This is a genomic window from Streptomyces sp. NPDC021622 (assembly GCF_040640795.1).
Classification (GTDB): Bacteria; Actinomycetota; Actinomycetes; order Streptomycetales; family Streptomycetaceae; genus Streptomyces.
Genome location: NZ_JBFACK010000005.1, coordinates 230,041 through 253,204 on the forward strand (window position 1 = coordinate 230,041; position 23,164 = coordinate 253,204).

Annotated in this window: 15 protein-coding genes; 7 read left to right on the top strand and 8 right to left on the bottom strand. The window is 71.3% G+C overall.

The features are described 5' to 3' along the window. Nucleotides 1-30 precede the first annotated feature (30 nt). Complete coding sequence (locus AB0G47_RS11885; protein ID WP_360767374.1) at nt 31-876, top strand: protein phosphatase 2C domain-containing protein; 846 nt, start codon at nt 31-33, stop codon at nt 874-876. An 88-nt stretch (nt 877-964) separates the two neighbouring features. Here the strand turns inward: AB0G47_RS11885 and AB0G47_RS11890 are convergent, their stop codons facing one another. Beyond that, on the bottom strand, nt 965-1,423 hold the full coding sequence (locus AB0G47_RS11890; protein WP_360767377.1) for a MarR family transcriptional regulator: 459 nt from the start codon (nt 1,421-1,423) through the stop codon (nt 965-967). A 290-nt stretch (nt 1,424-1,713) separates the two neighbouring features. Here AB0G47_RS11890 and AB0G47_RS11895 point away from each other — a divergent pair, with 290 nt between their 5' ends. Further along, nucleotides 1,714-2,556 (top strand): lysozyme, encoded by an 843-nt coding sequence (locus AB0G47_RS11895; protein ID WP_360767379.1) that lies wholly within the window; start codon nt 1,714-1,716, stop codon nt 2,554-2,556. A gap of 73 nt (nt 2,557-2,629) precedes the next feature. On the opposite strand, the gene lon is transcribed toward AB0G47_RS11895, so the two are convergent. Then, complete coding sequence (gene lon / locus AB0G47_RS11900; protein ID WP_360767382.1) at nt 2,630-5,044, bottom strand: endopeptidase La; 2,415 nt, start codon at nt 5,042-5,044, stop codon at nt 2,630-2,632. A gap of 145 nt (nt 5,045-5,189) precedes the next feature. Between lon and AB0G47_RS11905 the strand changes: the two genes are divergently transcribed. Further along, the gene (locus AB0G47_RS11905) at nt 5,190-6,239 is read left to right on the top strand and encodes a methyltransferase (RefSeq protein WP_360767385.1); all 1,050 of its coding nucleotides are present in this window, start codon (nt 5,190-5,192) and stop codon (nt 6,237-6,239) included. Nucleotides 6,240-6,417: 178 nt separating this feature from the next. Here the strand turns inward: AB0G47_RS11905 and AB0G47_RS11910 are convergent, their stop codons facing one another. Then, on the bottom strand, nt 6,418-7,188 hold the full coding sequence (locus tag AB0G47_RS11910; RefSeq protein WP_360767387.1) for a rhomboid-like protein: 771 nt from the start codon (nt 7,186-7,188) through the stop codon (nt 6,418-6,420). 173 nt (nt 7,189-7,361) lie between these two features. Here AB0G47_RS11910 and AB0G47_RS11915 point away from each other — a divergent pair, with 173 nt between their 5' ends. The 4 genes from AB0G47_RS11915 (at nt 7,362) to AB0G47_RS11930 (ending at nt 14,016) form a co-directional block, all read left to right on the top strand. Next, on the top strand, nt 7,362-8,048 hold the full coding sequence (locus AB0G47_RS11915) for a spermidine synthase (protein WP_360767390.1): 687 nt from the start codon (nt 7,362-7,364) through the stop codon (nt 8,046-8,048). A gap of 65 nt (nt 8,049-8,113) precedes the next feature. After that, a complete protein-coding gene (locus AB0G47_RS11920; RefSeq protein WP_135330435.1) occupies nt 8,114-8,854 on the top strand; it encodes a response regulator transcription factor in 741 nt (246 codons plus the stop codon). 13 nt (nt 8,855-8,867) lie between these two features. Further along, a complete protein-coding gene (locus tag AB0G47_RS11925) occupies nt 8,868-9,947 on the top strand; it encodes a HAMP domain-containing sensor histidine kinase (protein ID WP_360767394.1) in 1,080 nt (359 codons plus the stop codon). Between the two features lie 265 nt (nt 9,948-10,212). Beyond that, nucleotides 10,213-14,016: a multifunctional oxoglutarate decarboxylase/oxoglutarate dehydrogenase thiamine pyrophosphate-binding subunit/dihydrolipoyllysine-residue succinyltransferase subunit gene (locus AB0G47_RS11930; protein ID WP_360767397.1), complete on the top strand. Its 3,804-nt coding sequence runs from the start codon at nt 10,213-10,215 to the stop codon at nt 14,014-14,016. Nucleotides 14,017-14,153: 137 nt separating this feature from the next. Here AB0G47_RS11930 and fxsT read toward each other — a convergent pair whose 3' ends face one another. The 5 genes from fxsT to AB0G47_RS11955 form a co-directional block, all read right to left on the bottom strand. After that, on the bottom strand, nt 14,154-17,186 hold the full coding sequence (fxsT, locus tag AB0G47_RS11935; protein WP_360767400.1) for an FxSxx-COOH system tetratricopeptide repeat protein: 3,033 nt from the start codon (nt 17,184-17,186) through the stop codon (nt 14,154-14,156). Between the two features lie 54 nt (nt 17,187-17,240). Beyond that, the gene (locus AB0G47_RS11940; protein ID WP_360767403.1) at nt 17,241-18,401 is read right to left on the bottom strand and encodes an HEXXH motif-containing putative peptide modification protein; all 1,161 of its coding nucleotides are present in this window, start codon (nt 18,399-18,401) and stop codon (nt 17,241-17,243) included. Nucleotides 18,402-18,502: 101 nt separating this feature from the next. After that, on the bottom strand, nt 18,503-18,778 hold the full coding sequence (locus AB0G47_RS11945; RefSeq protein ID WP_360767405.1) for a hypothetical protein: 276 nt from the start codon (nt 18,776-18,778) through the stop codon (nt 18,503-18,505). A 137-nt stretch (nt 18,779-18,915) separates the two neighbouring features. Further along, nucleotides 18,916-22,023, bottom strand: coding sequence for an SAV_2336 N-terminal domain-related protein (locus AB0G47_RS11950; RefSeq protein ID WP_360768002.1), 3,108 nt, complete (start codon nt 22,021-22,023; stop codon nt 18,916-18,918). Nucleotides 22,024-22,039: 16 nt separating this feature from the next. Continuing rightward, nucleotides 22,040-23,053 carry a MoxR family ATPase gene (locus AB0G47_RS11955; RefSeq protein WP_360767408.1) on the bottom strand — a complete coding sequence of 338 codons (1,014 nt, stop codon included), beginning with the start codon at nt 23,051-23,053 and terminating at the stop codon, nt 22,040-22,042. Nucleotides 23,054-23,164 lie beyond the last annotated feature (111 nt).

The window sequence follows — 23,164 nt, forward strand, 5'->3', positions numbered from 1 at the left end:
CCTTGTGAAGGCCTCGTGCAGACTGACGGAATGCGCATCGAACTCGCCACCGAACCCGGCGACCCCACCCGGCCCAATGAGGACTATGCCGCGGTCATGCTTCCCGCATCGGGACAGGGCGGTTCACTCGTCCTCCTGGACGGGGTCACTCCGCCCGCCGGAGACGACGGCTGTCTGCATTCCGTCCCCTGGTTCACGGCGCGACTCGGCGGCACACTGGGCGAACTGTCCGTTTCACGGCGGGATATGACGCTCGTTGAGATCCTCGCGGCGGCAATCAAGCGCACCGCAGACACACACACCCAAACCTGTGACCTTTCTCACCCGCGCACGCCTCAGGCCACGGTGGTCCTGGTGCGTTGGGACGACGAGCGGGTCGAGCACCTGGTCCTCTCGGACTCCGCACTCCTGGTGGCGGCCCCCGACGGCCGGGTCACGGCGGTCCTCGACGAGCGCCTGTCCCAGCTCCCGCCGGCGATCCGGGAACTGCGCGACACGGTCCGCGCCCTGCCGCGCGGCTCGGCGGAACGGGAGGCCGCGGGCCGCGAGTACGGCGCCGCGGTCGAGGCCCTGCGCAACGCGGAGGGCGGCTTCTTCACGGCGGCGGCCGACCCGTCGGCGGCGGCACGCGCGATCACCGGCTCCGCACCCCGGACAGCGGTGACGGCGGTGGCGGCCCTGACGGACGGCGTCGGCCGCTGGGTCGAGACATTCCGGGAGGGCAACTGGCAGGAGTGCTTCGACCTCCTGCGCAAGGAGGGCCCGCAACACCTGGTGGACCGGGTCCGGGACCTGGAGCGCGCGGACCCGGAGGGGACGGCGTTCCCTAGGGGCAAGCGGCATGACGATGCGGCGGCGGTGTACGCGGAGCTGTAGCGCCACGCGGCCCCAGCCGACCACCCACCCGCTCACCGCGGGGCAATCGGGTGGGTGGGCGGGAAAGCATCCGCCGCGAAGCGGCGGCTCAGGACTCAGCCGAGGAGTTCAACTGATGCAGCAGCCGAGCCAGCTCGGCAACCTCCGCCCGGTCCCAACCGGCAAGCTGCCGCACATACCGCTCCCGCCGCCCCGCCCGCACCGTACGGAACCGGGCGCCGCCCTCCTCGGTGAGGTGGACCAGCCAGGCCCGGCCGTCCGCGGGGTCCGGCTCCCGGGCCACCAGACCCAGTTCCTCAAGGGCCCGCAGCTGACGGCTCATCGTCGCCTTGCCCACGCCGATGTAGGCGGCCAGATCCGTGGCACGCTGCGGACCGGAGTCGTCGAGGCAGACGAGCAGGCCGTACGCGGCAGGCTCCAGGTCCGGATGGACCTGGCGGGCCATCTCGCCGGACGAGGCGCGGGCCCGGCGCAGCAGGAGGGTCAACTCCCGCTCCAGGGAGAGGAACTCGCGGTCGACACCGCTCTCGTGCAATTCAGCACCCATGGCCCGCTTCTTTCCGGAAAGTGAAGGTTTCCGCCCCGCACGGCGGACGCCACGGCGGGACCGGCGAGCGCGCCCGCCCATTGCCGCAGCTCGGCCAGTATTTCGTACGGCCGTGCCACGCCGTGCCGCGGACACCGCCGCAGGAGTAGACCAACGGCAGCGTCCGAGCCCTCTTCCCAGCCGCGGGTCTACGTGCGTAGCGTCATTGCTGACATGTTCACACCATGACATGTCGACAGGTCCCCCCACGAGCTCCATCGAGCTCAATCGAGGCCTTCGGAGGCACGCACATGCCCGTGCACAGACCCGGAACGCCCCGCCGCTCACGCTGGTCAGCGGCCGGAATCCTGCTATCGGTCCTCTCCGCCCTCTCCCTCCTCATCACCCTGCCCGGCGCCGCACAGGCCGCCGGCGGCGATGACGTACCGGCCCGCGGCTCCGCCCGCATGGGCCAGGGCGTCATCGAGCACGACGGGCAGGGCAGCCTGCCGCCCAGTGGCGACGCCGTCCAGACCGAGGGCGTCGACGTCAGCAGCCACCAGGGCAACGTCGCCTGGTCGACCCTCTGGAACAGCGGCGTGAAGTGGGCCTACGTCAAGGCCACGGAAGGCACGTACTACAAGAACCCCTACTTCGCCCAGCAGTACAACGGTTCGTACAACGTGGGCATGATCAGGGGCGCCTACCACTTCGCGACGCCCGACACGTCCAGCGGCGCCGCCCAGGCCAACTACTTCGTGGACAACGGCGGCGGCTGGTCGCGCGACGGCAAGACGCTGCCGGGCGCGCTCGACATCGAGTGGAATCCGTACGGGGCGGCCTGCTTCGGCAAGTCCCAGACCGCGATGGTCACCTGGATCCGGGACTTCCTGAACCAGTACAAGGCGCGCACCGGGCGGCACGCGGTGATCTACACGGCCACCAGCTGGTGGAAGCAGTGCACCGGCAACTACGGCGGCTTCGCCGTCAACAACCCGCTGTGGATCGCCCGTTACGCCAGTGCGCCGGGTGAACTCCCGGCCGGCTGGGGCTTCTACACGATGTGGCAGTACACCTCGTCGGGCCCGACGGTCGGGGACCACAACAAGTTCAACGGCGCCCTCGACAGGGTGGTGGCGCTCGCCAACGGCTGAGCGACGCGCATGACGTGAGCGGGCCCGGGACCCCTCGCGGGGCCCCGGGCCTTTCCTCATCCGACCTCCTCCGTCACGCGGCGGCCGGAACCCTCACCTCGGCCTCCGTCAGGGCCAGTTCGAGCACCTGGCGGACATCCGTCACCGGGTGCACGTCCAGCTTCTCCAGGATCTCCGCAGGGACGTCGTCCAGGTCCGCCTCGTTCCGCTTCGGGATGATCACCGTGGTGATCCCGGCGCGGTGCGCGGCAAGGAGCTTCTGCTTGACGCCGCCGATCGGAAGCACCCGGCCGGTCAGCGAGACCTCACCGGTCATGGCCACGTCCGTACGGACCAGGCGCCCGCTGAGCAGCGAGGCGAGGGCGGTCGTCAGCGTGACGCCCGCGCTCGGCCCGTCCTTGGGCACCGCGCCCGCCGGGAAGTGGACGTGCACACCCCGCTCCTTCAAGTCGCCGACGGGCAGCTCGAGTTCGGCACCGTGCGAGCGCAGGAAGGAGAGCGCGATCTGTGCCGACTCCTTCATCACGTCGCCGAGCTGACCGGTGAGCGTGAGCCCGGACGCCCCGGTCTCCGGGTCGGCGAGCGACGCCTCCACGAAGAGCACGTCACCGCCCGCTCCGGTGACCGCGAGCCCGGTCGCGACACCCGGCACCGCCGTGCGCCGCTCGGCCGGGTCCTGCGCGGACTCGGGCACGTGGTGCGGCCGCCCGATCAGGCCCCGCAGGTCCTCGTCCGTGACGGTGAACGGCAGCTCCCTGTCGCCCAGTTCGTGCTGCGCGGCGACCTTGCGGAGCAGCCGTGCGACGGACCGCTCCAGGTTGCGTACGCCCGCTTCGCGCGTGTACTCACCGGCGAGCCTGCGCAGCGCGCTCTCGTCGAGGGCGACTTCGTCCTTCTCCAGACCCGCCCGCTCCAGCTGGCGCGGGAGCAGATGGTCGCGGGCGATGACGACCTTCTCGTCCTCGGTGTATCCGTCGAGCCTGACCAGCTCCATGCGGTCGAGCAGGGCCTCCGGGATGGCTTCCAGGACGTTGGCGGTGGCGAGGAAGACGACGTCGCTCAGGTCGAGTTCGACCTCCAGGTAGTGGTCCCGGAAGGTGTGGTTCTGCGCCGGGTCGAGGACTTCGAGGAGGGCGGCGGCCGGGTCGCCCCGGAAGTCGGATCCCACCTTGTCGATTTCATCGAGGAGCACGACCGGGTTCATGGACCCGGCTTCCTTGATGGCCCGCACGATCCGTCCGGGCAGCGCCCCCACGTACGTACGACGGTGGCCGCGGATCTCCGCCTCATCGCGTACGCCGCCGAGCGCGACCCGCACGAACTTGCGGCCCATGGCGTGCGCGACGGACTCGCCGAGCGAGGTCTTGCCGACGCCGGGCGGGCCGACGAGGGCGAGCACGGCGCCGCCGCGGCGCCCGCCGACGACACCAAGTCCCCTGTCCGCACGCCGCTTGCGCACCGCCAGGTACTCGGTGATCCGCTCCTTCACGTCCTGCAGGCCCGCGTGCTCGGCGTCGAGGACGTTCTGGGCGCCCTTGATGTCGTACTCGTCCTCGGTCCGCTCGTTCCAAGGCAGTTCGAGGACGGTGTCGAGCCAGGTCCTGATCCACGACCCCTCGGGCGACTGGTCGCTGGACCGCTCCAGCTTGTCGACTTCCTTGAGGGCCGCCTCACGGACGTTCTCGGGCAGGTCGGCGGCCTCGACGCGGGTGCGGTAGTCGTCGGACTCCTCAGCTGCGTCCTTGCTGTCGCCGTTGAGCTCGCGCAGCTCCTTGCGCACGGCGTCGAGCTGGCGGCGGAGCAGGAACTCGCGCTGCTGCTTGTCGACGCCTTCCTGTACGTCCTTGGCGATGGACTCGGCGACGTCCTGCTCGGCGAGGTGCTCGCGCAGCTGCTCGGTGGCGAGCTTCAGACGGGCCGTCGGGTCGTCGGTCTCCAGGAGCTGGACCTTCTGCTCGGTGGAGAGGAAGGGCGAGTATCCGGAGTTGTCGGCGAGCGCGGAGACGTCCTCGATCTGCTGGACGCGGTCCACGACCTGCCAGGCCCCGCGCTTCTTCAGCCAGCTGGTGGCGAGCGCCTTGTACTCCTTGACCAGCTCGGCGACAGCACCAGGCAGCGGCTCCGGCACGGTCTCGTCGACCTTGAGCCCTTCCACCCAGAGCGCCGCACCCGGCCCGGTCGTCCCGGCGCCGATCCGCACCCGGCCGCGGCCGCGGATGAGCGCGCCGGGGTCGCCGTCGGAGAGCCGCCCGACCTGCTCGACCGTGCCGAGGACACCGGTCGCCGCGTACGTCCCGTCGATCCGCGGAACAAGAAGGACCTGCGGCTTGCTTCCACTGCCACTGGAGCGGGCCGCCGCCTGGGCGGCCTCCACCGCGGCTCGTACATCGGTGTCGGACAGGTCGAACGGAACCACCATGCCGGGCAGGACAACCTCGTCGTCGAGCGGCAGCACGGGCAGAGTGAGCGGTGTGGACGTCGAAGCCATGATCTCCCCTTCGGCATTCAAGTTGAGCTTTACCGGCTCAATGCTGATGAGTCCTTGATTGTTCCCCGGGGTCTGTTCGCTGTCAGCGATCGCTGGGACCGTAGGAACTTCGACCGTCACTTCGATCCCTTCGGAAGGGACCCACGTGGAGACACCGAAGAACGTCACGGGCGAGCACGAGACCGACATCGACACTGGCAGCGACGTTGTGGGCCTGCTGACGGAGCACGCCCTTGGACACCTCTTCTCGGCGGCGCTGCGCACGGCGGCGAGCTGCCGGATAGCCGACCACCTGGCGTCCGCGCCACGCACCCCGCAGGACCTGGCGCACCTGACCGACACCGACGCGGGGCACTTACGCCGCGTCCTGCGCTACCTCGCCACCCGCGGCATCTTCCGCGAGGACGAGGCCGGCGCGTTCCATCTGACGCCGGTCGCGAACGCGCTGCGCACGGACATCCCGTACTCCCAGCACGCGCTGGTGCTGATGCTGACCGACGAGACGTTCCAGCGGACGTCGGCGGGCCTGGAGGAGACGGTGCGCAAGGCGGGCCCGTCCTACGAGCGGATCTTCGGGAAGCCGTTCTTCGCGCACCTGGCGACCGATCCCGGCCTGCGGCAACTGTTCGACGACGGCATGAGCGCGCTGTCGGCGCCGGTCGACGAGGTGGTCGCCGAGGCGTACCCGTTCCCGGAGCGCGGCACCGTGGTGGACGTGGGCGGCGGGCGCGGCGGTCTCCTGCGGAGCATCCTGCGCCGGCACCCCGCGCTGACGGGGGTCCTCCTCGACCAGGCGCCGGCCGTGAGCCGTCACGTCTTGGGCGACGACGAACTGAAGGACCGCTGGCGGGCAGAGAGCGGCGACTTCTTCGCCGGAGTCCCGGAAGGCGGCGACATCTACGTGCTCAAACACGTCCTGCACGACTGGCCGGACGACGCCTGCCTGCGCATCCTGCGCAACTGCCGCGCCGCGATGGCACCGGGCGCACGCCTCCTGATCGTCGACTCGGTGCTGCCCGCGGGGAACGATCCGCACCTGGGCAAGGTGCTCGACGTGGCGATGGCGGCGATCGTGGACGGCAAGGAGCGGACGGAGGAGGAGTTCACGCGGCTCCTGGGCGAGGCGGGCCTCACGGTGACGCGGGTCCTTCCCACCAGGGCGTTCCCCTCCGTGATGGAGGCGGTGGCCGCTTAGCGGGGATCGCAGGGCGTGAGGCATGTCTGCGGGTGCGTCGTGGTCGCTCGCGCAGTTCCCCGCGCCCCTATTGGGGCGCCGCGGGGCTGATGCAGCCCCGTAAGGGGCGCGGGGAACTGCGCGACCAGCCACGACGCGCCCGCACACGTACCGCAACACGCTTCGCCAGGGCCCCTCATCAAGCCGGGCGGCGGCGCCACCGCCGCACAAGCGGCCACGTCGCCACGCCGATCAGCAGGGCAAAGAGATGGCCCCAGTTCGTCATCGGGTCCGCGAACGCGATCAGGTCCTCGACCAGCATCCCGCCGAAGGCAGCAAGCACCAGCCACCGCAACCACGGCCGGAAGAGCCCCGCCAGTGCCCCGATGCTCGCCGCGACCCCGAAGCTGATGCCGTAGTCGAGGCGGTGCAGGGAGCTCTCCGGCAGCCGGCCCACGAGGACCGAGAAGCCGACCGGGATCTCGGTCGCCAGGGTGGCGACGACATGCCCGAGCAGGAAGACCCCCGCGGTGCGCAGCGCGCCGATGCGGCGCTCCAGGCCGGTCAGGACGAGCAGGAACCCGATCGCGTACGGCGACGCGATGCCGCCCGCGATCCACAGCGCGCTCGCGAGGAGCACCAGCAGCGGCTGCTGCATGAGGTGTGCGACGTCCGTGCTGGACCCCTGGTGCAGGGCCGAGACGAAGGCGGGGTCCGCGTACCGGGTGAGCAGCGAGGTGCCGGCGAGCACGACGGCGTAACCGAAGGTGAAGGGCGTACCGGTGGGGGTCGGGAGCAGTCGCCAGGGGCGCAGCGTGCGCCACGCGGACGCGGGGCCGGCCGGGGCCTCCGGCGCCAAACTGCCTGGAGCGGCCCGCGTCGCGGGTCCCCTTTGTCCCGGGATGCCGTCCAGCGCGGGGCGGACCGTCTCCTCGGGTGCCGCGGGGACAGCCGTCGAACTCCGGTTCACGGTGCGGCGCTCCTTCCGTCACGCCTACCCAATGCTGATCTTTCGGGCGCTGTCTATGACCGGCGCCACGTGAGACACGAATCACATCCTGCGAGGAACAACCTCACAGGGCCGAAACGCGTCCACCCCTGGCCGCCCCCGGCACCCGGCGGCTCCCCCCTACCCTGGCCGCCATGCACAACCACACCATCGCCCCCGTCGTCATCGACCGGCGTGAGGGCCCGTACGGCGAAGTCGTGCTGCGGCGCCACGGTGAACTGCTGCAGATCATCGCCAACGGGTGCTTCCTCATGGACACTTCGGACGGCCGCTCGGAGCGGCTCCTCATCGACGCGGCACTCGACGCCCTCGACGACCGCCCCGAACCGAGCGTCCTCATCGGCGGGCTCGGCGTCGGCTTCTCGCTCGCCCACGCGGCCGCCGACCGGCGCTGGGGCCATATCGCCGTGGTGGAGCGCGAGCAGGCCATCATCGACTGGCACCACGAGGGGCCGCTGTCCGCCTTCTCCGGCGCCGCGCTCGCCGATCCGCGCACCCGGATCCTGCACACGGACCTCGTCGCGTACGTCTCCAACTCCCCGGACGGCGCAGACACGTACGACGCACTCTGCCTCGACATCGACAACGGCCCGGACTGGACGGTGACGGAGGACAACAACTCCCTCTACTCACCTGCCGGTCTGGCGGCCTGTCAGGCCCGTCTCAAGCCCGGCGGAGTGCTCGCCGTATGGTCCGCCCAGCCCTCGTCCGCTTTCGACTTCGCTCTACGGAATGCCGGATTCCAGTCGGTACGGACGGAAGAGATCGCCGTTGCCCGAGGCGTACCCGACGTGGTTCATCTCGGCGTCAGGGCTGCGTAGCCGAGGTGCCTTCGCGACCCGTACCCTGCTGACCGAACACAAGCGATCAGTGTCAGGGGCGGGCGATGGAGCAGACACACACCTCCCACAACGGTGCGACGGCGGCAATGCCAGGCGCCCAGCGCCGGGTTCTGGTGGTCGAGGACGACCCGACGATCGTCGACGCCATCGCCGCCCGGCTACGCGCCGAGGGTTTCGTTGTGCAAACGGCGGGAGACGGTCCCGCGGCGGTCGACACCGCACAGGCCTGGCAGCCCGATCTCCTTATCCTGGACATCATGCTGCCGGGCTTCGACGGGCTTGAAGTGTGCCGTCGGGTGCAGGCCCAGCGGCCGGTCCCGGTGCTCATGCTGACGGCGCGCGACGACGAGACGGACATGCTGGTCGGGCTCGGCGTCGGCGCCGACGACTACATGACCAAGCCGTTCTCGATGCGGGAGCTGGCGGCCCGGGTGCACGTCCTGCTGCGCAGGGTCGAGCGGGCCGCGCTCGCCGCGACCACGCCGCGCAGCGGCATCCTGCGGCTCGGCGAGCTGGAGATCGACCATGCCCAGCGGCGCGTCAGAGTGCGTTCCGAGGACGTACACCTGACGCCGACGGAGTTCGACCTGCTGGTCTGCCTGGCCAACACCCCGCGTGCGGTCCTCTCCCGCGAGCAGCTGCTCGCCGAGGTGTGGGACTGGGCGGACGCGTCGGGCACCCGGACCGTCGACAGCCACATCAAGGCGCTGCGCCGGAAGATCGGCGCCGAGCGGATCCGCACCGTGCACGGCGTCGGGTACGCCCTGGAGACTCCGACCCCGTAGGGCCGGGCAGCTGATGACCAGGCCTTTCGGAGGGCTGCGGCCCTTCTCCATCAAGACCAAGCTCGGCACCCTCGTGGTGGTGTCGGTCTTCATCACCACAGGCCTGCTGATGGTGGCGATGGAGACGGAGACCGAGCTGCGCTTCATCACCGTCTTCTCGGTGATCGCCACGCTGCTCATCACGCAGTTCGTGGCACACAGCCTCACCGCGCCGCTCGACGAGATGAACGCGGTGGCGCGCGCCGTCTCGCACGGCGACTACACGCGGCGGGCACGCGGCGCCGACCGGCGCGACGAGCTGGGCGACGTGGCCACCACGATCAACCGCATGGCGGACGACCTGGAGGCCCAGGACCAGCAGCGCAAGGAGCTGGTCGCCAATGTCTCGCACGAGCTGCGCACGCCCATCGCGGCCCTGCGCGCGGTCCTGGAGAACGTCGTCGACGGGGTCTCCGCCGCCGACCCGGAGACCATGCGTACGGCGCTGAAGCAGACGGAGCGGCTCGGACGCCTCGTCGAGACGCTGCTCGACCTGTCACGCCTGGACAACGGCGTCGTCCCGCTGAAGGCCCGCCGCTTCGAGGTGTGGCCCTATCTGTCGGGGGTCCTGAAGGAGGCCAACATGGTGGCCTCCGCCCGCGCGGGCATCGCTTCGGGATCCGGCAGCCACACGCGTACGGACGTCCATCTGCACCTGGACGTGACACCGCCCGAGCTGACCGCGCACGCGGATGCCGAGCGCCTTCACCAGGTCGTGGCCAACCTCATCGACAACGCGGTCAAGCACAGCCCGCCGCACGGCCGCGTCACCGTGCGCGCCCGGCGCGGCCCCTATCCGGAGTCCCTGGACCTGGAGGTCCTCGACGAGGGGCCCGGCATCCCGGAGTCGGAGTGGCACCGGGTCTTCGAGCGCTTCAACCGGGGCAGCCACGCGGGCGCCCCCGCCCAGGGCCCCGGCAACGACGGCGGCACCGGCCTCGGCCTCGCCATCGCGCGCTGGGCGGTCGATCTGCACGGCGGGCACATCGGTGTGGCCGAATCCCCTCGGGGCTGCCGCATCCAGGTCACTCTTCCGGGCCTGCCCGAAGTGTGAAGTTGACGTAGGGTTCGAAGCGGAAGCGATTCGCGGGCGCATCTGAAGCGCGCCCGGGTGAAGGCGCCGCGCAGGGGAGGCCCCGCGCGGCCATCTGGCGTTGCGGAACCCGGCTTGTTTCCCGCCATTTACGCCACCGAAACCCCCGATCCAGTGTGACTTACGCGACGGATGACGGGCCCGGCCTGCACCTGGCGGCCTTGGAGGCGTAGCCTTTATTTCCGCTGTCCATCACCTTGTGAAGCGGAAGAGGGCGGTTACCGCCGTGTCGCCACAGTCCCCCAGTAACTCGAGCATCTCGACCGACCAAGACGGGCAGGGCAAGGACCCTGCCGTCGCCTTCGGTCCCAATGAGTGGCTCGTCGACGAGATCTATCAGCAGTACCTCCAGGACCCGAATTCGGTTGACCGAGCCTGGTGGGACTTCTTCGCCGACTACAAGCCGGGAGTAGCGGCGTCCGCCGCCGCCACCCCGGTGAAGCCGGCGGGTGACGCGGCCGCGGGGGCCGCGTCCACCACCACTCCCGCCGCTCCGGCACCCGTGGCTCCGGCCGCGCCCGCAGCGCCCGCGGCCCCGGCCGCGAAGCCCGCTGCCGCCGCGCCGGCCGGGGGCGGCACCGCACAGGCCGCTCCCGCCGCAAAGCCCGCAGTCGCGAAGCCCGCAGCCGCCAAGGCCGCGCCCGCGACCGAGGCCCCGGCCGGTCCGGAGTACGTGACGCTGCGCGGCCCCTCGGCCGCCGTCGCGAAGAACATGAACGCCTCGATCGAGGTCCCGACGGCGACGTCGGTCCGCGCGGTCCCGGTGAAGCTGCTCTTCGACAACCGCATCGTCATCAACAACCACCTCAAGCGCGCCCGCGGCGGGAAGATCTCCTTCACGCACCTCATCGGGTACGCGATGGTGCAGGCCATCAAGGCCATGCCGTCGATGAACTACTCCTTCGTGGAGAAGGACGGCAAGCCGACCCTGGTCAAGCCGGAGCACATCAACTTCGGCCTCGCCATCGACCTGGTGAAGCCCAACGGCGACCGCCAGCTCGTGGTCGCGGGCATCAAGAAGGCCGAGACCCTGAACTTCTTCGAGTTCTGGCAGGCCTACGAGGACATCGTCCGGCGCGCCCGTGACGGCAAGCTCGGCATGGACGACTTCACCGGCGTCACGGTCTCCCTGACCAACCCCGGCGGCCTCGGCACCGTCCACTCGGTCCCGCGTCTGATGCCCGGCCAGTCGGTCATCATGGGCGTCGGCTCCATGGACTACCCGGCCGAATTCCAGGGCACCTCCCAGGACACCCTGAACAAGCTCGGCATCTCGAAGGTCATGACGCTCACGTCGACCTACGACCACCGGGTCATCCAGGGCGCCGCGTCCGGCGAGTTCCTGCGGATCGTCGCGAACCTGCTGCTCGGCGAGGGCGAGTTCTACGACGAGATCTTCAAGGCGCTGCGCATTCCCTACGAGCCGGTCCGCTGGCTCAAGGACATCGACGCCTCGCACGACGACGACGTCACGAAGGCCGCCCGCGTCTTCGAGCTGATCCACTCCTACCGCGTCCGCGGCCACGTCATGGCCGACACGGACCCGCTGGAGTACAAGCAGCGCAAGCACCCCGACCTGGACATCACCGAGCACGGCCTCACCCTGTGGGACCTGGAGCGTGAGTTCGCGGTCGGCGGCTTCGCCGGCAAGTCCATGATGAAGCTGCGCGACGTCCTCGGCGTCCTTCGCGACTCGTACTGCCGCACCACCGGCATCGAGTTCATGCACATCCAGGACCCGAAGCAGCGCAAGTGGCTGCAGGACCGCATCGAGCGCACACACGCCACGAAGCCCGAGCGCGAGGAGCAGCTGCGCATCCTGCGCCGGCTGAACGCCGCCGAGGCCTTCGAGACGTTCCTGCAGACGAAGTACGTCGGCCAGAAGCGCTTCTCCCTGGAGGGCGGCGAGTCCGTCATCCCGCTGCTCGACGCCGTCATCGACAGCGCCGCCGAGTCGCGCCTTGACGAGGTCGTCATCGGCATGGCCCACCGCGGCCGCCTGAACGTCCTCGCGAACATCGTGGGCAAGTCGTACGCCCAGATCTTCCGCGAGTTCGAGGGCAACATGGACCCCAAGTCCATGCACGGCTCCGGCGACGTGAAGTACCACCTGGGCGCCGAGGGCACCTTCACCGGCCTGGACGGCGAGCAGATCAAGGTCTCGCTCGCCGCGAACCCGTCCCACCTGGAGACGGTCGACCCGGTCATCGAGGGCATCACCCGCGCCAAGCAGGACATCATCAACAAGGGCGGCACGGACTTCACGGTCCTGCCGGTCGCCCTGCACGGTGACGCGGCCTTCGCGGGCCAGGGTGTGGTCGCCGAGACGCTCAACATGTCGCAGCTGCGCGGCTACCGCACGGGCGGCACGGTCCACATCGTCATCAACAACCAGGTCGGCTTCACCGCCGCCCCGGAGTCGTCGCGTTCCTCCATGTACGCCACCGATGTGGCCCGCATGATCGAGGCGCCGATCTTCCACGTGAACGGCGACGACCCCGAGGCCGTCGTCCGCGTCGCTCGCCTGGCCTTCGAGTTCCGCCAGGCGTTCAACAAGGACGTCGTGATCGACCTCATCTGCTACCGCCGCCGCGGTCACAACGAGTCGGACAACCCGGCGTTCACGCAGCCGCTGATGTACGACCTGATCGACAAGAAGCGCTCGGTGCGCAAGCTCTACACCGAGTCCCTCATCGGTCGCGGCGACATCACCCTGGAAGAGGCCGAGCAGGCCCTGCAGGACTTCCAGGGCCAGCTGGAGAAGGTCTTCACGGAGGTCCGTGAGGCCATCTCGCAGCCCGCGCAGGCCGAGGTGCCCGCCGCGGAGCCCGAGTTCCCGGTCAACGTGGACACCGCGATCTCCCAGGAGGTCGTCAAGCGGATCGCCGAGTCGCAGGTCAACATCCCCGACCGGGTCACCGTCCACCCGCGTCTGCTGCCGCAGCTGCAGCGCCGCATGTCGATGGTCGAAGAGGGCACGATCGACTGGGGCATGGGCGAGACCCTGGCCATCGGTTCGCTGCTGCTCGAAGGCACCCCGGTCCGTCTGTCGGGCCAGGACTCGCGCCGAGGCACGTTCGGTCAGCGCCACGCGGTGCTCATCGACCGCGAGACGGGCGAGGACTTCACGCCGCTCCTGTACCTCTCGGACGACCAGGCGCGCTACAACGTCTACGACTCGCTGCTCTCCGAGTACGCGGTGATGGGCTTCGAGTACGGCTACTCGCTGGCCCGCCCCGAGTCCCTCGTCATGTGGGAAGCGCAGTTCGGTGACTTCGTCAACGGCGCGCAGACGGTGGTGGACGAGTACATCTCGGCCGCCGAGCAGAAGTGGAACCAGCACTCCGGCGTCACGCTGCTGCTTCCGCACGGCTATGAGGGCCAGGGCCCGGACCACTCGTCCGCCCGCATCGAGCGCTTCCTCCAGCTGTGCGCGCAGAACAACATGACGGTCGCGATGCCGACCCTCCCGTCGAACTACTTCCACCTCCTGCGGTGGCAGGTGCACAACCCGCACCACAAGCCGCTGGTGGTCTTCACCCCGAAGTCGATGCTGCGCCTCAAGGCCGCGGCCTCGAAGACGGAGGAGTTCACCTCGGGCGGCTTCCGTCCGGTCATCGGCGACGCGTCGGTCGACCCGGCGGCGGTCCGCAAGGTCGTCTTCTGCGCGGGCAAGCTGTACTACGACCTCGAGTCGGAGCGCCAGAAGCGCGGCGTCACGGACACGGCCATCATCCGCATCGAGCGCCTGTACCCGCTGCCGGGTGCCGAGCTCCAGGCGGAGATCGCCAAGTACCCGAACGCCGAGAAGTACTTGTGGGCGCAGGAGGAGCCGGCGAACCAGGGCGCATGGCCCTTCATCGCCCTCAACCTCATCGACCACCTGGACCTGGCGGTCGGCGCGGACATCCCGCACGGCGAGCGCCTGCGCCGCATCTCGCGGCCGCACGGCTCGTCTCCGGCGGTCGGTTCGAAGAAGCGGCACGAGCAGGAGCAGGAGCAGTTGGTCAATGAGGTCTTTGAGGCGTAAGCGCTTCGGGCCTGCGTGAGCAGAGGGGCCCGGCCCCGCGGTTGTACTCCGCGGGGCCGGGCCCTTTCGTCTGCGGGTGCGTGGGGGCTTGGCGCGCAGTTCCCCGCGCCCCTGACGGGGCGCCCCCCGCAGCGTGGTTATCCCAAGTACGCCTCGAAGTCCCAGTACGGGCGGTTGCGTTGGCGGGCCGAGAGGGTGTGCGGGTGCTGGGCGCCGAGTGTGCGGGTCAGTGCGAGCAGGCCGTCCTCCTCCAGCTTCTCGGCCTCCTCCCGCTCCCGCAGCGCGCGCAGGTCGGCGGCGAGCGCAACCTGGCAGGACAGCGTCAGCGGGTGCTCGTCGCCGAGCGTGTGGCGGGCCCGCCGCAGGGTTTCCCGGCTCAGCTCGGAGGCCTCCACGATGCGTCCGTTGAAGTTGCGTGCACCGGTGGCGTTGAGCGCGCAGCCGAGCACCCAGGGGTGGTCGGCGCCGAGTGTGGCCGTCAGGCCGCCGAGCGCGGACTCGAACATCGAGAGGGCCTCGGCGCGTTCACCGGCCGCCTGCATGATCATTCCGGTGTTGGCGACCATGCCGGTGGCGACGGGGTGCGCGGGTCCGAGCAGGGCGCGGTAGCCGGCCTCCGCCTCGGCGATCAGGTCCCTGGCCTGGCTCAGATCCCCGTGCTCGCGCAGGTAGTTGCCGTAGTCCGTGATGAACGACAGCGTGCGGTAGTGGCCGCGGCCGTGCACCTGCACCAGCTGGTCGAGGAGGCCGGCCATCGTGGCCCCGACATCCTGCTGGAAGCCGCCCTCGCGGCGTCGGCAGAGCGCCAGTTGGGCGTGCGCGGTCAGGGTCTGCGGGTGCTGCGGCCCGAGCACCTGCACATGGAGGCGCAGCACGGACTCCTGGCGGGCCACCGCGTCACGGTAGCGGCCGAGCAGCCGCAGGTCGTGGGCGCAGGCGTTGCCCGAGTTGAGGGTGTTGACGTGCCGGGCGCGCAGGACGCTCTCGCGCCGGGCGAGGGTCTCGACGTCGAGGTCGTACGCCTCCTGATAACGGCCGAGGAGCCGCAGGCCGACGCCCAGGTTGTGCCGGGCGTTGAGGGAGACCAGCTCGTCCGGGCCGAGGAGCCGCCCGGCTTCCTCGAGGACCTTGGCCTGAAGCCCGATGGACTCCTCGTACTGCCCGAGGTGGCGCAGGCTGGCGGCCATGGCGCTGTTGGTGAGCAGTTCGCCCAGCTCATTGCGCGGGGTCGCGGCGCGCAGCCGTTCCAGCTGGCCCTTGTCGAGCTCGTATGCCTCCCGGAAGCGGCCGCTGGCCCGCAGGATGTTGCCCTCCTGCCTGGTCAGGTCCAGCATCGGCTGGGCCAGCGGGTCCATGAACCCGGACCACCGGTGGCGGATCTGTTCGGCCAGTGCGAGCCCGGCCTTGAACTCACCGCTGTTCAGGCAGTAGCGCAGACAGTTGAGTACGGCGACCTGAACCCTTTCGCTGGTGCTTTCGAGGGTGCCCGAGGGTTCCAGGTGCGGCAGCAGCTCCGCGTACCGGGGCCAGTTCCTGCTGTCCATGGGGTTGCCGGGGTCCGCTTCGGCGAGCAGCCTGCGGACGGCCCTGCGGTAGGTCTCGCGGCCCTCGTCGTCGGTGAGCCGGGTGACGATGTCGTGGACGAGCCGGTGCATGTGCACGGACTCCTGGTGCGGGCCCATGTCGGCGTTGGCGGGACCGCGGTTCTCACGGCTGAGGACCGAGTAGTTGACGAGGGTGTCCAGGGCCCTGGTCCAGGCGGGCAGATCGGTGGCCATCCAGCGCAGTTCCTCGGGCAGATCGGCCTGCGGGTAGGCGCGGATCAGGCCGAGCGGGATACGGCCGGGGGCGAAGGACGTACACAGGTTGAGGACTTCGATGGCCTGCGGCTGGGAGCGGCGGAGCCGGTTGATCAGTATCGACCAGGAGGTCAGCGACGAGTGGGGCAGGCCGTCACCGGTGGAGAGCTCATCGGCGGTGGATAGACGCCGCTCCCGCACCATCCGCAGATACTCGGGCGCCTCCATGCCCGATTCGCCCAGCCAGGAGGCGGCCTGGACGAGCGGCAGAGGGACGTCGCCGAACTCGGCGGCCACCTCGTCGGCCTCTTCCGCGGTCACGTGCGGGGCGCGGCGCATCAGATAGCCGGTGGACTCGGACCGGTCGAAGCTCGGCACATCGAGCAGGTCGGTGTGCTCGCCCCAGCCGCGGTTGCGCGAGGTGATCAGGACGTGGCCGGGGCCGTTCGGCAGCAGGACGTTCGCGCCGTCGATGTCGTCCCAGCCGTCGAAAATGACGAGCCAGCGGGAGTGCGGCTGGCCGCGCCGCAGCGCGTCGCGCACCGCGCGAATGCGCTCGCCGGGCTCGTTTCCGCTGTTCAGACCGAGCGCGACGGCCAGTTCACCGAACCGGTCGCGCTGGATGTTGCGGTCGTCGGAGTTGACCCACCAGACGGCGTCGTAGTCGGGGCGGAAGCGGTTGGCGTACTCGGCGGCGATCTGGGTCTTGCCGATGCCGGACATGCCGACGAGGGTGCAGGCCGCGTTGCCCCGTTCGGCATCGGTGAGCCGCTGGTGGAGTTCGAGGAGGAGGTCGTCGCGACCGGTGAACCGGGGGTTCCGGCGCGGCACTTCGCCCCAGATCTCCGGCTGAGCCTCGGGGAAGCGGACGCCGCGGCCCGGGATGGCCCGGCGGGAGACGGGCCTGACCTCCAGGCCGAGCCGGCTGAGCAGACGCTGTTCGGCCTCCTCCTCGCCGAGGCCCCACAGGGCGGCCGGTTCGAGGACGGCGGTGGCCGGAAGCAGGGGGCGGTTCGTCAGGTTGACGGCGGCGAACCGGTCGGCGTTGGCCGCCACGAAGCCGCGCAGTACGTCATTCCATTCGCTGGCCGGTCGCGGGCCCAGCTCGAAGAACCAGTCGTTGAGGACGAGGAGCACCCGTCCACGGGCGAGCAGCAGGTCTCCGAGCGCGTCCGCGAGGGGCGCCTCGCGCTGCGGGTCCCACCGCTGGAGGACGGCCTGGTGGCCGTGGCTCTCAAGCCGGTGGGCGATCCAAGCGGCCCACGGCCGGTGGTAGCCGGGGAAGACCACCAAGAAGCGCTCCGGCCCTTCCGCGCCGCCCCGGTCCGAGGTCCGTCGTCCGGACCCGCCCGACCGCCGTTCATCCGCCATCTGTACTCCCTCTGCACCTGCACGTACCCAATGTCACTAATCGTGGACACAGTGTCATCCGAGAAGCCGGGAGCACCGGCCAAGGCTCGCGTGGTGTCTGCCCATTTCTCGCGTGAACTCCCGCCCCTCAAAGGTCAGTTCATCGGATTCGAGCAGGATCGACAAGGCGCTTTCGACCTGATCGCGGTATGCGTCGAACTGCTCCGTGGACCGACGCCGCCACGACCGGGGCGTTTCGGTGCCGGCGCCCGCCCGTCGCCACAGGTCGGTGAGTGCCAGATGGGCATAGGCGCCCTGGAGGACGCCCGCTATGGGGCGGGGGTCCGGACGCCAGCCCACGCGGTGCACGGCGGCCCCACCCGGCGCGCACAGCGGTACGAGCTCTTGCAGGGCGGCCAGTTTGGTGTGGTGCGCCTCATGGACGAGTACTTCCGCCATCTCCTCCGCGCTGACGGGCAGTTCGGTCAGGACCGCCCCGGGTGCGGACCGCATGGTGGCGCTCATCGGTTGCCGCGCGCCGTGGCGGGCACCGGGTCCGAGCGGGACCACGGCTCGCAGGACGGCGCCGATCTCGGCGACCCGGCCGGGGTCGGTGGCCAGCAGGAGTCGCCGGGCGCCGCGCCAGCGCTCCGCCCAGGACCGGTGCGGCGCCTGGCGTCGCTCGGCGGCGGGCAGCGCGGCGGGGCCGATGCCTGAGGCCGGTACGCGGTAGGGGTCCAGGTCGTCGAGGACGACGACGTCGTCGGGCAGGTCACGCAGCCCGGACCAGCCGCGGCCACCGCCGCGCGGCCGGCCCCCCGGTGGAACGTGCAGGAGGGTGCCACCGGGGATTCCGCCGCCCTCCGCCCGCAGCAGCCCGGCCCGGATCCGCAGCCGGGCCCGGCCGGCCGGGCAGCGAAGGACACCGAGCCCCGGCAGCGCGAGCAGGCCCGATGGAACCTCGACGGCCATGGTGACCTGACAGCCCGCGCGCACGGCGGCGGTGGCGGCGACGGCGCCGAAGTGCGTGAGATGCAGTTCGAACGCGGGCCCGTCGGGCGCGGCGAGGTTCGCGGCGAGCCAGGCGCCGGTCATGGGGTAGTCCAAGACGTCCCGGACAACGGCTGGACGGGTCAGCTCGGCCTGCTCGAGGACCTTCCAGTCCCGGTCGAACCGTCGGCGTACGACGGGATCCATCCGGTCGACCCGGGCGATGAGGGCCTTGAGGAGCACCATGCGGCGGGTGTACAGCCCGGCACGCAGTGCCGTCGCACCCGTCGGGAGGGGTCTGGTCCTGGCCAGTTCTGCGAAGACCGCGGAGGATACCGGCGCCAGCGTCACCCCGCCCTTTCCTCACCGGGCGACAATCGACCGCTTCCGGCCGGAAACTGGTGGTCGGCGGGGATTCCGTGGACAGGGTCGGGGTCGGTGGGGCCGTACCAGGACTCGCCGAGATCCCGCGAGTGACCGAGTACGCGCTCGACCGCTTCGGCGAGCCGTGGATCGTCCATGGCACGCAATGTCCGCAGGTCCACGTGGGCCAGGTCGAGCAGGAGCGGAGCTCGCCCGGGGCCCCCTTCGGGGCCGGTCACCCATTTCACCTGCTCCGACACCATCGGCTCCTCTCTCACGACACCCGTCCCGTACGGCCGTCACGGCTGCACGGTTCTTCCCGAGGCCGGTGAAACAGAAACCTGTTCGACTTAACTCCGGCCACACGTCCGTTTGTTGCGCGGTGCGCACTGCTTGCCTACGCGGTGAGCACTGCCCGCACCCCTCCCCAGGTGCACCACGGCGGGGATGCCCGGTCCCAGTCCTCGTCGGACAGCCGGTCGGCACCGGGGAGTGCGGGCTCGTCGGCACCGACGGCCGCCGCTCTGGCGCGCGTCAACTCGACTTCCTGCCAGTCCACTTCACGCAGTACGCCGGTCAGCTGCCGCCACTCGTCGGCGGCCGACCGGTAGGCGGTGCGCGCGGCCGCCGAGCGGCCCATCAGTTCAAGGACGCCGCCCTGCCCGTGCAGCGCGCGCGCCGCCGTCACCGACCCCGGCGCACGGCCGTAGGCGATGCGGGCCTCCTGTTCTGCGTGCTCGTACGCCTGCAACGCCTCGGCGAGCACGGGAGTTCCGGTGCGGCGGCGCAACTCGACGATGACGCGGCCCAGTTGGAGCCGCCCTTCGGCGCGGACCCGTGCGTCGCGCGCACCCCGGATCGCCTGGCCGAGAAGATGGCGGCTCTCGAACAGGTCGGGCAGGAAGCCGAGATGACGGAAGCGCTGGGCGAGCGCGCTGCCCACCAGGCCGAGCAGCCTGCCGCGGTCGGGGGCGCGCGCGGGCAGCGCCGTGAGCGCCTCGCGCAGCACGTTCTCGGCGCGGTCGACGATCGCCGCGCCGGTCTCCGCGGCGGCGCGGCGCAGCAGCGACTCGCCCCAGACGGTGAGCAGTCCGCTGCGGCGCTCGCTGTCGGGCGGCGCGAGGTGGGCGGCGGCTTCGTAGGCGCGGTCGGCGTTCAGGTGGTCGCCGTTCGCCTCGTGGAAGGCCGCCCGTGCGGAGAGGCAGCGCAGGCGCAGCGCCGGGTCCGTACCGGCGGCCTGCTCCGCCCTGGCGAACACGGCGGCGGTCTCCTCCGGGGTGTCGACGACCCCCAGGGCTTCGGCCAGGTCGAGCAGGGCCGCGCAGCGTACGCCGTCGGGGGCGCCGTCGGCGTCCAGCATGTCGCAGGCGGCGCGGAGTTCGCGGGCCGCGGCGGCCGGATTCCCGTCGGCGAGCAGGAGGCGTCCGCGGCGCAGCAGCAGGGCGCGGCGACGGTCGGCGGGCCACTGCGCGGGATTCCCCGGCAGCGCGGCGAGCGCCCGCTGAAGGAAGTGCGCGTCCTGCGTGGCGCGCCACAACTCGTGCTGTACAGCGGCGAGTTCGAGGGCGACATCGGCGTGGGCCGGGCTGCCATCGGCGGCCGCCGAGAGGGCTTCGTCGAGTACGGCCGCGGCCTCGTGCAGCAGGGTGAGGCGGCGCTCGGTCCCGCGCACGCGCGCCGTCGTGGACTCGGCGCGCAGCACCCGGCCGAGGACGAGGCGGGCCCGTACGGAGCTTTCGGCGTCCTCGGCGGCCCCGTCTGAGCTGCCCCGCAGCGCCGCCTCGGCCTGCGCACGCGCGCGGAGCAGCACGGAGGGGTCCGCCTGGTCGTGCCACCTGGCGAGGAGCCGCTCGGCCTCCAGGAGGGGTTCCGCGGCGACGAGGTCCGGTTGGTAGAAGCGCAGGACGCGCGCGGGGACCGTGGCGAACAGCTCGGACTCGACTCCGGAAGCCGTCGTGTCCGTGGTGTCCTCGTCGGCGCCGGACGCGGTGTCCGGGTCGCCTTCCTGCTCGTCGTGCCCGGCGAGGCGGGCCGCCGCGAGGGCGGCGAAGTTGCGGGTGCCACGCTCGAAGTGGCGTTCCACATAGGCAGAGCAGTGCTTGAGCACGAGGCCCGCGGCGGCCCGATCGAGGGAGCTGAGGAGCAGCTCCTGGACGCGTGCGGGGTAGATGAAGCAGGGCCGCGCCTCCGTCCCCGGCAGCTGCCTGAGCAGCCCGCCGAGCAGGACCTCGGCCAGCTCCATCGGCCCGGTGTCGGGCAGCATGGTGCGCTGCACGAGCTGCATGACGGGCAGCGAGAGCGGGGCCGCCGCGAGACAGACGGCGAGCCGCATGGCGCCGGGCGACGCGGTGGCCCGGAAGGCCCGCAGCAGGTCGTCGTCGCTGCGCCCCGCCGGCGGTACGGGGGCGAGCGGGGCTCCGGAACCGTCGGACTCCGGGGTCACCCAGGCCGCCCAGCCGGGCACGGGTCCGCCCTGGCCGGCGAGCAGCCGCGCCCAGGCCGCGAACGCCTCGGGGGTCGGCTGCAGTACGGGGATCGCCTTGGTGCCCGGGGGCAGCGGCTCCCACGGCTCGTCGGCGGGGTCGAAGACGGTGCGGCCGCCCGGTTCCGGCGTACGCGTGAGGAGTCCCGGCTCGGCGGGCAGTGCCGTACGCGCCCACAGCCGGGAGGGCAGCGGCTGGATCACGGCGATCGGCGAGCCGCCGGGCCAGGTGCGCAGCAGCCGCTGCGCCGCGCCGCTCTGCCACAGCGGGCCCACGCAGTCGCTGACGACCAGGGTGAGGCGGCGGCCCGCCGGATCGTGCAGCTGGTCGGCCGAGCGCAGGCGGGTGCGGCTGTGCGGTCCGGTGGTGGTGCCTACGAGCGGTACGCCGTCGCCGTTGTCGTACAGCTGGTGGACCTGGACGTCGCGGAAGACCCCCGACTGCTCGCAGGCCTGCCGCAGTTCCTCGACCAGCTGTTCCCACACGGCCATCGCGGGCCCGGTGTCCATGAGCAGCTGGACGTCGACGCTCCGGTGGCGGGCCGCGCGCAGCACGGGGACGAGGAGGCCGGTCACGGCGAAGCGTTCGGCGGTGGCGTCCTCGTCGAGGCTGCCGTCGACGGGGCGTACGGGACACGGGGCGTAGCGGCGCAGGGGGCGCAGGGCCTGCTGCAGGCCGAGCAGTCCGGGCAGGGCGGCCGCCGCGGGGGCGCGCACGGGAAGGCCGGGTCCCGCGTCACGGGAGTCCGCCGTGCCGCCGGGCAGATGCAGGGGCACGTCCGCGGATCCCGCCGCCCGGAGCGGCGGTTCGGGAGCTTCCGCGGCGGTTCCGTCGGCCCCCTCCCCCACTGGTTCCCGGTTGTCGTCGGACCACGGTGGGGCGGTGTCCTGCGGGGCGTCCGGTGCGCCGGGCCGGGAGGCGTGCGGGAGCCACTGGGCGAGCCAGACGGCGTCGGCGACCTCCTCGGCGGTGGGGTCGAGGCCGCCGTCACGGAGCCTGCCGATGAGCTCTCCCAGATGCATCCGCTGCACCGGGCCATCACCTCGAACGGTCGAGTGGCCGCATGAGCAAGGTGGCGATCCGCTCCCGGGTGAGGCGCTCGGTGTGCGGGGCGTGCTGGGTGAGGTAGAGGGCGTTGAGGAGCTGGTCGGCGGCGATGACCTCGCCGGGCTCGCGTTCCAGGAACCGGTCGATCAGATCCCGGCCCTCGGCCGCGCCCGCGCCGCCGAGATGGGCCTCGACCATCGACTTGAGCTGCTCCTCGCCCGGCGGCTCCAGTTCGAGCTGGACGCAGCGCCTGAGCAGCGGGGCCGGGAAGTCACGCTCGCCGTTGGAGGTGAGCACGATGAACGGGAACGTGGTGCAGGCGATCCGGCCTCCGGTGACGGTCACCTTGCGGCCGTCGTCGGTGAGCACCTGGACGGCGGGTTCGCGGTCCGCGATGCGTTCGAGCTCCGGTATCGCGAACTCGCCCTCTTCCAGGGCGTTCAGGAGGTCGTTGGGGAGGTCGAGATCGCTCTTGTCGAGCTCGTCGATGAGCAGCACGCGCGGCAGGTCGGAGGGGAGCAGCGCGGTGCCGAGCGGTCCGAGCCGGATGTACGAGCCGATGCCGGGCGCCGCCGCGTGGCCCCCCGGCTCGCCCTGGGCGCGCTCCAGTTGGACGTCCTGGAGGCGGCCGATGGCGTCGTAGCGGTAGAGCCCGTCCCGGAGGGTGGAGCGGCTCACGATGGGCCAGCGAAGGACGCGGCCGAGGCCCAGCTCGTGGGCGACGGCGTAGGCGAGGGTCGACTTTCCGGTGCCGGGGTTGCCGGTCGCCAGGAGCGGGCGGCGCAGATACAGCGCGGCGTTGACGGCGTCGGTCTCGGCGGGCCTGGGTGCGTAGTTCTCGACGAGGGTGCGCTGGAAGCCGAGCCTGCGGGCCGTGCTCGGGTCGGTGCCCGGTTCCGCGTCCCGTCCCGATGCGGCGAAGTCGCGCCAGGGGGGCGGGGCGGGTAACCGCTGCACACCGTCGTGCGGCTCACCGACACCGCGGTAGATCCGCCAGTCATTCACCTTGGGCTCCTCCCGGCTCTGGTGAGGCCGCGCAGCGGGTACAGGCGACGATGACACTACCGCCGACCTGCCCGGCGTTTCGACCCTGATTCCGGTCCCCTTCCGGCCTCC